The organism is Psychrobacter sp. GW64-MNA-CIBAN-0177 (genome assembly GCF_040309585.1).
GTDB classification, from domain to species: Bacteria; Pseudomonadota; Gammaproteobacteria; order Pseudomonadales; family Moraxellaceae; genus Psychrobacter; species Psychrobacter okhotskensis.
On record NZ_JBEOOY010000027.1, the window covers coordinates 17,209 to 27,699 of the forward strand.

At 41.2% G+C, this 10,491-nt stretch carries 5 protein-coding genes; 3 read left to right on the top strand and 2 right to left on the bottom strand.

Annotation, left to right across the window (positions count from 1 at the left end):
• Nucleotides 1-87: 87 nt before the first annotated feature.
• A complete protein-coding gene (gene ychF / locus AAEY79_RS12780; RefSeq protein WP_201576551.1) occupies nt 88-1,179 on the bottom strand; it encodes a redox-regulated ATPase YchF in 1,092 nt (363 codons plus the stop codon).
• 372 nt (nt 1,180-1,551) lie between these two features.
• On the opposite strand from ychF, the gene AAEY79_RS12785 reads away from it, so the two are divergent.
• Nucleotides 1,552-3,732, top strand: a complete 2,181-nt coding sequence (locus tag AAEY79_RS12785; protein WP_350588260.1) for an ATP-dependent helicase — start codon at nt 1,552-1,554, stop codon at nt 3,730-3,732.
• 44 nt (nt 3,733-3,776) lie between these two features.
• On the top strand, nt 3,777-4,733 hold the full coding sequence (locus AAEY79_RS12790) for a WG repeat-containing protein (RefSeq protein WP_025650814.1): 957 nt from the start codon (nt 3,777-3,779) through the stop codon (nt 4,731-4,733).
• Nucleotides 4,734-4,851: 118 nt separating this feature from the next.
• On the opposite strand, the gene AAEY79_RS12795 is transcribed toward AAEY79_RS12790, so the two are convergent.
• A complete protein-coding gene (locus AAEY79_RS12795; RefSeq protein ID WP_201567817.1) occupies nt 4,852-9,507 on the bottom strand; it encodes an AAA domain-containing protein in 4,656 nt (1,551 codons plus the stop codon).
• A 237-nt stretch (nt 9,508-9,744) separates the two neighbouring features.
• Here AAEY79_RS12795 and AAEY79_RS12800 point away from each other — a divergent pair, with 237 nt between their 5' ends.
• Nucleotides 9,745-10,422 carry a contractile injection system protein, VgrG/Pvc8 family gene (locus AAEY79_RS12800; RefSeq protein WP_201567816.1) on the top strand — a complete coding sequence of 226 codons (678 nt, stop codon included), beginning with the start codon at nt 9,745-9,747 and terminating at the stop codon, nt 10,420-10,422.
• Nucleotides 10,423-10,491: the final 69 nt, after the last annotated feature.

Consider the following 10,491-nt stretch of genomic DNA (forward strand, 5'->3'; position numbering starts at 1 on the left):
TAAAAAAAGCCAGCACAAAGGCTGACTTTTGGTTGTTCTGTACTAAGACTGTGTAAACACGCCATTTGCTTTATTGAACTTTGAAAGTTAGACGTTAAAACGGAAATGCATCACATCGCCATCTTGCACGATGTAGGTTTTGCCTTCCAAGCGCGACTTACCAGCCGCCGCTGCGCCTTTTTCACCGTTATATTCGATGAAGTCATCATAAGCAATCACTTCAGCGCGGATAAAGCCACGTTCAAAGTCGGTATGAATCACACCAGCGGCTTGTGGCGCGGTTGCACCAACAGCGACTGTCCAAGCGCGAACTTCTTTGACGCCCGCAGTGAAGTAAGTCTGCATATCGAGCAGGTCATAACCGCCACGAATGACTTGGTCAAGGCCAGCTTCTTCCATGTCCATCTCAGCTAGGAAGTCTTTTTTATCATCTTCATCAAGCTGGGCAATTTCAGATTCGATTTGGTTGCATAGCGCAATAACGATGGAATCTTCGCCAGTCGCGTAGTTGCGTACTGCATCTAGATAAGGATTGTTTTCAAAACCATCCTCAGAGACGTTAGCGATATACATGGTTGGTTTTAGGGTAATTAAACCATAGCTTCTGATGAGTTTTTTCTCATCCGCGTCAAGATTGGCCGCGCGAGCCGCTTTCCCTTCTGCTAGCAAAGGTTCAACCTTTTTGAATATATCAAGTAGGGCCTGCGCATCTTTATCACCGCCTTTAGCCTTTTTAGTCTGGTTGTGAATGGCACGTTCCACTGCTTCTAAATCCGCCAAAGCTAATTCAGTATTGATGGTTTCGATGTCATCAATAGGGCTGACGCGACCATCGACGTGGACGACGTTGTCATCATCAAAGCAGCGTACTACGTGCGCAATCGCATCGGTCTCACGAATGTTGGCTAGGAACTGGTTACCCATGCCTTCGCCTTTTGACGCGCCTGCAACTAGACCCGCGATATCCACAAACTCCATCGTCGTCGGTAGTACGCGTTCAGGATTGACGATGTCAGCCAATTTCTTTAGGCGTGGGTCTGGTACTGGCACGATACCCGTGTTGGGATCTTTGGTACAAAACGGAAAGTTTTCAGCGGCGATACCCGCTTTGGTCAAGGCGTTAAACAAGGTAGATTTACCCACGTTTGGTAGGCCGACGATGCCGCAATTAAAACCCATAACATGCTCTCAATATATGAATAAAATCAGTTGGTATAAAGTTTGGTTAAATGATAAATCAAAATTGGGCATATTGTAGCAAATTTACCGGAATAGGGGTGAGGTTGTTGTGCGGTATACTGAGATTTTGTCCGAGTCTTTCAGAGTCATCGCCAGCAATTTTGCTGTTTTATCAATTATGGTAAGCTGTACTATAAAATAATAATTTAGCTGACAAGCGCATTGAAGGTGAGTACCTATAACTCGCTAAACTTTACTAACAATCTTAACTATTAACACTAAAATCCCTTAGCTACATCTCTGAACTGCTGCGTATTAGGTGCTTTATACAGATAAAAGCGGCTAACATAAAATGAAAGGCAAATTCCTATAATGACATCCACTATTTTTGACACGCACCGCTATCACTATCCGCAGAACTTTATGGAGATTAAGCCTAAACTTGCGCGTCTTGAAAAAGCGATTAAAAAGCTAGAGGCAAATCTAATCGACGCCGACGATGCTGCCAATGTTGCGCTGCTGAAGCAAAGGTTAAATAGTGATTTAGGCTTAAAAGTAGATTACGCCAGTGAGCTGAATCCGGATCAATTGTTAGCAGCCACTACTATCGATGGTAAGGTATTGGTCATCGCCGGTGCTGGCTCTGGTAAGACCAAAACATTGACGTATCGTACCAGCTATTTACTAGAAAACGGAGTGACACCCAAAAGCATTTTGCTACTGACCTTTACTCGTAAAGCGGCGAATGAGATTAAGAGTCGAGCTAAGACACTGCTAAATAATACTTTGTCTGATGATGAATTATCAGAAGATATACTACCGACCAGCAAAGCGCTAAACGACATCACTAGTGGTACCTTTCACTCATTCTGCAATATGCTATTGCGTCAGTATTCAGGGCTGCTCGGTATCAACCCACGATTTACTATCTTGGATACAGGCGATAGCGAGGATGCGATCGATTTAATTCATAAAGAAAAAAAGTATCCTGCGCAAACCAAAAGCCAAGCTTTTCCACGCAAGAAGACCTTACAAAATATCTTTTCAACCTCTAGAAATCGGCGCATTCCTATTCGTAATTTGATCGAAGATAATTATCCTGATATCGCTATTCATATTCCCATTATCGAGCAGTTGGCTGTCGACTTTCACGAGTATAAACGCGCCAATCATCTCTATGATTTTGATGACATCATTAGCCAAGTCGTGCGCCATTTAAAGACCAATGACACATTTAGACAATTACTACAAAACCAATATCGCTACATCATGGTCGATGAATATCAAGATACTAATATCCCGCAAAAGCAGCTGATAGATTTGATTTGTGAGCCTAAGTCAGTATCGCTGATGGTGGTCGGGGATGACAACCAAAGTATTTATGCTTTTCGCGGCGCAAATTACGAAAATATTCTACTGTTCGGTGAGACCTATCCTGAGGCGAGTCTCATTAAGCTGGAGCAAAACTATCGCAGTACACCTGCTGTTTTAAATTATATCAATGCCTTGTCCGCACAAATCACCTTGGGGTATCAAAAACAGCTCTATTCAAACGCTACTATAACGGGCGAAAAACCGATATTTAGCCGCCTGAGTGATGAAACGAAAGAAGCTAAGTTTATTGCTGATAAGATTATCGAGTTAAAGCCAGATCAGGATTACAATGATTTTGCGGTACTGTGCCGTACGTCTTTTCAGTCCAATTATGTACAGTTAGAATTTATGGAGCGTCATATTCCATTTATCGTGGTAGGGGGTATTAAGTTCGTTGAGCGCCGCCATATCAAGGATGTCTTAGCTTTTATAAAAATTCTTTATAACCCCAATGATACGATTGCATGGCACCGAATTTTGACCTTGTTCCAAGGAGTTGGGGCAGTCACTGCGACGCGTTTGACTCAAGCGATTAATGCTGATAATAATTCTTTTGAACCATTGCTGACGGCAAAGTTTGCCAAAAAAAGTGAGCAACTTGAGCCTTTGTATCATACTCTGACTAAGGCAAGTCAGGAAGAATCAGTCGAGACTATTATTGAGCGTATTTTAGAGTTTTATATTCCTGTCTTAAAAACGATTGAAGAGAACTGGCGTGAGCGTAGCGAGGATTTTCGTGTGCTTAAAAACTTAGCAACAGAGTACAGCAGTCTTGATAATTTCTTAGAAAATCTGGCGCTCGATCCGCCCAATGACTCAGTGGCAACGACCAGTCAGCCTGAGGAAAACGATAAAGACAAAGTGACGATTTCGACCATTCATAGTGCTAAAGGGCTAGAGTGGCCAGTGGTGTTTGTCAATTCACTCGTTGATGGCATCACGCCGCATCATCGCTCTTTAGATGACTTTGAGGAGTTAGAAGAGGAACGAAAATTATTTTATGTCGCCTGTAGTCGTGCCAAGACCAGACTGTATCTGACTGCGCCTGATTACTTCGCCAGTTATTCAGGGTATTTTGACAAGCCATCAAGATTTATCGCGGAGCTGTCTGCCGATGAAGTCACCGTCGAAGCTTCTAAACAGGTGAGAGAGGAGAATGATGATCCAGTGTGGTGGTAGTGTTCGATTAAATTCACGGTAATAGTATTTCGAGGTATTAGGTTTTGTATAAGCAAATAGCTAAAGCTTTATTAGTCCCAATTATTGCTTCAATAAGTAGTTTGCCTGCTTTAGCTGCTGAGGACTGTATGCCGCCGAAGAGTAACTATAGAAATATTCAATGTACTGATAATACGCATCTATTTGTTGCCTATGATGACAATTATCGCCCACAAGCGTTACTCAATATAAAAGGTAAAGTAACAGCTAGTCTCAAAGATTTTGATAAAGTTGAGGCGTGGTTGTACAGCGATGGATTTTTTCCTGTTTTAAAAAACGATCAAGTCGGCTATATCAACGAACAAGGTAAACTGGTCGTACCTACTATTTACGACAACTTAATAGATCCTAATGATAAATATAATGAGGTTTGGGCAAACCCTGTTTATCAAGGTAAAATTGTCGTTGTAAAAGATGATGCATATGGTGTCATCGATACTAACAATAAAGTTATTCTCAGTTTTGAAAATAACTACGCCATGATGGATTCTTTTAGCAATGATAGGGCTCCTGTTTATGACTTTAATACGGAGTTATGGGGTCTTATAGACACTAACGGTAAAGAAGTTGTTGCCCCGCAATACGACGGTCTGGATGGTCATTTGGGTGGGCACTATGGTTTTCATGAAGGTCTGCTCGGTGTAATTAAAGATGATAAATGGGGATTTGTTACCAAGACGGGAGCTGTTGCTGTCCCTTTCATTTATGATGAAATAAGACCTTTTAGTGAGCAGCTCGCTGGCGTGCGTAAAGGTAATCGTTGGGGCTTCATAGATGGTGCCAATAGAACTGTCATTCCTTTCAAGTTCTCGGACGATAAAGTACAGAGGATGAGCGTTACTTCTTTTGGTGCAACGTATTTCAATTTTAATAATGGTACAGCGCAGATAGAAGAGAAAAGTGATGGTACGTCTGTCTGTATTAATAAGCTAGGTAAAATAGTGGCTTGTAGTGAATGGTGATTCTTTAAGTTTAAGTATAGTTAAGAACAGAAAAATCCGTGCTTTGATAAAAGACGGATTTTTCTTAAGATAATTATGATAGTCGCTATGAACTGAGTATCTAGCAGGCTATAAATGTTTAGGTCTCAGCTTCAATATCGAGTATGGGTTCTTCAACCGTATTGACGATTCTAGATTCGACATACGAGCTGCTATGTGCCGTGTCGGTAGTGATTGGATAAATCTCTAAGCGTTCCAATTCTGCTAATAAATCTTGGATGACTTCTTTTTTACGAGTGACAAAAGTGGACGCAAAGCAGCGCCAGAATTTCCAGCCAGCACGTTCAAGAATACGCTGGCGCTGCATATCACTATCCCATTTATCAGGCCCATGATATCTATCACCATCACATTCGATAGCTAAGCTATTGTCCTCTTCACCTTCAACAACCATATCAATTCGATAGGCGCCAGCTTTAACCTGCGGAATAACTCGATAGCCTCTCTCAATGAGAATGTCAAAGACCTCTGTTTCAAAAGGCGACTCACACTTATCGCGCAAATCAGCGACCTGTTCTTCATCTTGCATGAATGGTGCTTGAAAATGTTTGATAAGCTCCGCTCGATAATGATCAGCTTGGCTAAGCTCATCCAACTCAATACTACGTACCAAATACATTCTATCGCGCGCCCTCGATGCAGCAACATTCATCCGCTGGGCGAAAGTGTCTCTCGTTTGTGCATGGGCAGCTCCGGGTGCCACTACCAACGACAAAAACATGATATCGCGCTCTTTACCCTGAAAGGTTCTAGCGTCACCGCAGGCAATATCAAAAGCGGTCATTAGCGCCTCATCTAATTCTTTATTGAGTATCTCCATAATACTATGCGCTTGCTTATTGCCTAATAATGAGACAACACCGATGGTTTTACCTTTGCAAGTTGGGTCAGAAACGATGGTTTTGATTTCATCGACAATAAATCTGACTTCTGAAGGGTTGATATTAGAGCTTTCAATGCGATAGCCGTCGGTAACGTATACATCAATCAGTGGTGGATCTAAGCGCTCTGAAGGTTTGGCTTTGCGCAGCGGTATCAGCTCATGATTATAAAATTCACGCTTTGAGAACTCAATAATAGCCGCAACACTACGAAAGTGCTCTTTTAGCATGACGCTGCTATCAGCAAAAACGACTTTAAATAAATCATATATTGAACGATCAGGTGACATCTGTGAGCGATAGACAGGCACTTGATTGCTCAAATACTGTGCCATTAAATTACGAATTTTTTCGATATCGAGACCAACACCTTCTGGTGACACTTGCTTATCGTCACCAACGATTAGAACTTTCTTTGCTCTCATGATTGCTGGTAACGCTGTTAAATCAGACTGAGACGCTTCATCAATGATAACCAAGTCAAAACTTCCGAACTCTGCTGGCAAGGATTCAGAAATACGATAATGCGGCATAATCCAACAAGGGATAGCCGCACTTGCTCCCGCAGAGGCTTCACGCGCTTCACGGCGATAATAATGTGCGCCTTTGCCTGTCCCTTTACCAATACGCATGATGGCAGAGCGGTATTTCTCTAAAGACGCCCTAACGTTTGGCGTCGCATTCTCAGCGACTTTTAGCCATGCTCTTTTGGTGATTGCTTCTTGATAGAGTCTTGCCAAATCTGACTCTAAGTGGCTACGAGTTTTGGTTAAATCAACCAACTCTTTGCGACCATCTATACTGTCTATAAAGCCCATCAATCGGCTAAGACGCCAAATCTGCTGCCAATTATCAGGAAGTAGTTCATCAGATGACAATGACTCTTGAGAATTAAGACAAGGCTCATGGCGTAATTGATTTGCCCAGAGTGGCGCACCACTGTCTTCGATAAGCTGAGTAACGGCAGTGACCGTCTGTAAGTCTGTTGCAAGATTATTTACTCGCTGTAGCTCATTGAGTAGCTCTTCCCACTCCGTACTTAATGCCTCATCTAACAACGACAAATTACCGATTCTCTGATTTAAAAAGAGCGTTATTTGTCCACTAATGACGCCATTACAGTTAGTAAGCTTATTCAGTAAATTTTCTTTTAGCGTGAGACTTTCTGCCAATTTATGTCTCTTTAAGTGTTTTTTAAGAACGCCCTCAATCTCAACTAAAACATCTTTATTATAAGGTGCAGTAGAAATGATATCCCAGCCCAAGAAAATAGCATGTAACGCTTGTTTAATAATGTGTTGTAGGTTGTTGCTACCGACAATGTCTTCATATAAATGAACGGCTGAATTCAAATTAGATAAGTTATCAGGTGCTATGTCGAATATTGGTAAAGACAAGTCATTTGATAATGCATTCCAACGAATAATTAGCGCCTGAGATTTTTTTCTAAAGTCTATATAGCTAGATATATATTGCCAGTCTTCTACAGTTGAGGGTTGCGAAGAGACAATCGTGATAGCTTCAAGGATTTTCTTCTCAGCAGACTTACCAAAAATCCCAGCGATACCAAATGGTTTCTTGCCTTCGGATAAGTTTTTGACCGCGTCAACAAGCTCTGGATTTTTATCAAAACCATCAGCCATCGTGATAGGTTTGGTTAAATAAATGGTTCTCTCATTAAAAAGCGACTTAATCTCATCGTTGAGTACAGTTAGATGAGCGATGATGTCTTGCTTAGTCTCATCAGCTAAGCTCTGCTGAATATGAGTCGTCCAATCCTGCCCAGCCACTGCAATCTTTTGAAGAAGATCAATTAAACGAGAGGTATTAGAAGCAGCATCGTGAGCCATGCTGATAGTGCTATCGTTTTCGTTTGCTAAGCTTGGTAGCGCTCCTTGCTTTTCAGCCTCCTGCGACTCATTGAGATAACTCAAATCCTTGTGCAGTTGTTTTATGGTATTGATAGAAGGGAAGTCTGCAACAGCAGGTATTTCTTTATCAAGATAATCCAAATCGCTTCCGAGCTTTATTCTTATTTTTCCTAGTTCAGTCATATCGGCATGAGTAAATTTAGGCTTAAATGTCTCTTCTATGCCTAATGTATCTAGAAAGCTTTCGATAAGCTGCCTGTTTTGAGCAACCTCAGTCGCTGCATCTATGGGCTTGATGGTTTCGCTATCTATAACGATATCATCAAGATTTAACCGCGCCCAAGCCGTAATCTTATTGTCAGTACTGGCCAGTTGCGCATGAATGGTATCGATTTGGTTATCAAGCATGACGATATCTTTTTTGTAGGCATCTTGATTGATACTAGATACTTCACTTGATATTTTTTTAATCGTATATTCGAACTGTTTTAAACCTTCGTTTTCACTGGTCAGTAGACTAACCGCTAGCGGGCGAATGGATTCAGGCAGTTTTTCTTGCAGCACCTTTAATGCAGGATCTTTCATCGACGTGACTAACACGCGTTTACCCAGCGCTAAATAATGACAAATAACGTTGGCAATAGTATGCGTCTTGCCTGTACCAGGAGGGCCTTGAACGACAACGCCGTCATGGACATTTAGTTGCTGTACGATTTGTACTTGTTCATCATTGAATGCTTTAGGAAAATATAGCTCAGCTGGCGTGCCTGTATAATTTTCACTGCCGCTGACCATAGATAGACCACGATAAGCGGGTAGTATGATTTCTTTATTTTCTGTAGCAGGCTCGGTCAACATTGCTATAAGAGCATTTGGTAAAGGAAGGTCATCGCTATTTTCAAGCTGAATGGCGAATTTATCTAAATCTTGCAAAAATATATTATTGCTTCTAGGGCGCGCCATAATGACCCATGTATCAGTGACGATAAGGTGATTTTGCGCCTTAGGTATTTTTCGTTCATCTGTAATGGTATGGTCAGGCCAATAAACGCCGGAAGCATCAAGCAAGGTCACTGCTGATTTTAAAATAGGCTCATAGCTACTTGGCAAGAACGGATTTAATAAAACATCCTCTGATTCATAAAACGCTTTACTGTCTTTTAATAGATTGGCCAAACCTTGATTCTCATCTATGGAGAAGGGTTCAGTCTCAAGCGTAGAAGGAGAGGGGTTGGGCTTTATAAGTAGAGCCATTGTCTTTTGATCTAAGTCGATTTCTACAGATTGTGTTAGTAATGGATACTTGATTTGCTCGCTATTCTGTCCATTATCAGTATTTTTTCTTACAGCAACACCGACACCCCAAACCAGCTCAAGCGATTCATCAGCTAGGTTGCCTTGTAGCATTTGATTGAGCTTAAATAACTTTGCATATAGAGCAATACTTTGGCGTACAAGCTTCTCTTGCACTAGCCAAGGCTTCCAAATGTTTTTGAGATAATCATTAAATTCATCTTGTAAAGATTCTCTTTCAGAAAAATCTTTTAAATGAACTTCTTTTTCTGATAATTCTACTTCTACTTCTAATTCTAATGTCTCATCCTGATAGTTGTCCTCGACTTCAAACGGGGTGAATGCTTCTTCATAAGCGATAACACCATCATCTATTAAGTTTTTTACATAGATTTTTTCTTTCAATAAAGGCTGATCGCCAAATTTTATTGGAAATGTTAACCAATGTGCTAATAGTGAGCTGTTGGGTTTAGGTGCTGAGTTTTCACGCAATCGCTCTAAACGAAGCCAAACGTCATCGGAGGTATCGTCGGTGATGTTCAGATTGATACCTGGCAAGCCTATCGTTTGTTCTTCAGTACAAGTGAAATCACTGTGTTTAGCAAAATCTTGAGTAGGCGCTTTTTTCATTAAAGCACATTGTTTAATGAATTCAATTTGAGAGGCCAGTCTTTGTGCGTAAATACTCATTTATTAAATCTTCCAAATCATCAAAAATATTAGCGATTACTTCACTGAAAACACAAAGACCAAACTATAGCATAGAAATTAAAATCAAACTTTTATGTCCTAATAAGTGTATCAATAGTTACTAATACTTGACAATATTTCAATAAACCCTATACTTTTTTCATAGGATAGTCTAGTAACTTTTGTTGGTAATCTATCGGTTTTGCTTTTAATGTCGTAATGATGAGAATCCCTTTTATGCCCTCACAAACTGCCCGTCTACACCAACTCAGCGTTGGCAGTGACATTTTAGCAACTACCTTCCTTTATCCAAGTGCCTTTTTCTGGACAAGTAGCCTCAATCAAAGCTCCTTTAGTCACATACTAATGTTCAGTTATGGTTTTTTAGATATCGACGCATGTCTATCTTTAATCAGCACAACTGTCTGTTTAACCACACTATCTGCAGATCGGATGCCTACTTGTCGGACAGGCGTCATTCAGGCAATTCGTTATCAACATTCTGATGGGGCCATGCACTTTTACACCCTTGATGTTGTCACTCCTAACTGGCAATTGACCCAGTCCATCCATACTCGCAGCTTTACCCATCAATCCACCCTAGATATCATCACCAGCATCCTTAGCGATTACGACTTTAACTGGCAGCTCTCAGAGCAACTACTCTCATCAGAGCCACTAACCACACAGCTCGCTATGCGTATGCAGTCTGATGTCAGCGATTATGACTTTATTACCGGCTTGCTTGCCGATATTGGGGTCACCACCTATTGGGTATCAGGTGACTCAGTGGATGAGCTTGGCTATTGGTCTTTAGTCAGTGCGCTAGACGAGAATGAGTTATCACCACTTGACTATAGCTACGAGAAGTCTTCAGTACAGTCTGGTACAGACTCTGTTGACGAGCTACTGTAGTGGCATAATAAAATTGGACAGCTTCTAAGAGGTTATAATAACCCAAAGAAGGAAACTAGTATGACCAAC

Excerpts from the sequence above, each read along its gene's own strand:
- ychF (WP_201576551.1), bottom strand. The coding sequence starts at position 1,179 with ATGGGTTTTAATTGCGGCATCGTCGGCCTACCAAACGTGGGTAAATCT.
- AAEY79_RS12785 (WP_350588260.1), top strand. The coding sequence starts at position 1,552 with ATGACATCCACTATTTTTGACACGCACCGCTATCACTATCCGCAGAAC.
- AAEY79_RS12795 (WP_201567817.1), bottom strand. The coding sequence starts at position 9,507 with ATGAGTATTTACGCACAAAGACTGGCCTCTCAAATTGAATTCATTAAA.
- AAEY79_RS12800 (WP_201567816.1), top strand. The coding sequence starts at position 9,745 with ATGCCCTCACAAACTGCCCGTCTACACCAACTCAGCGTTGGCAGTGAC.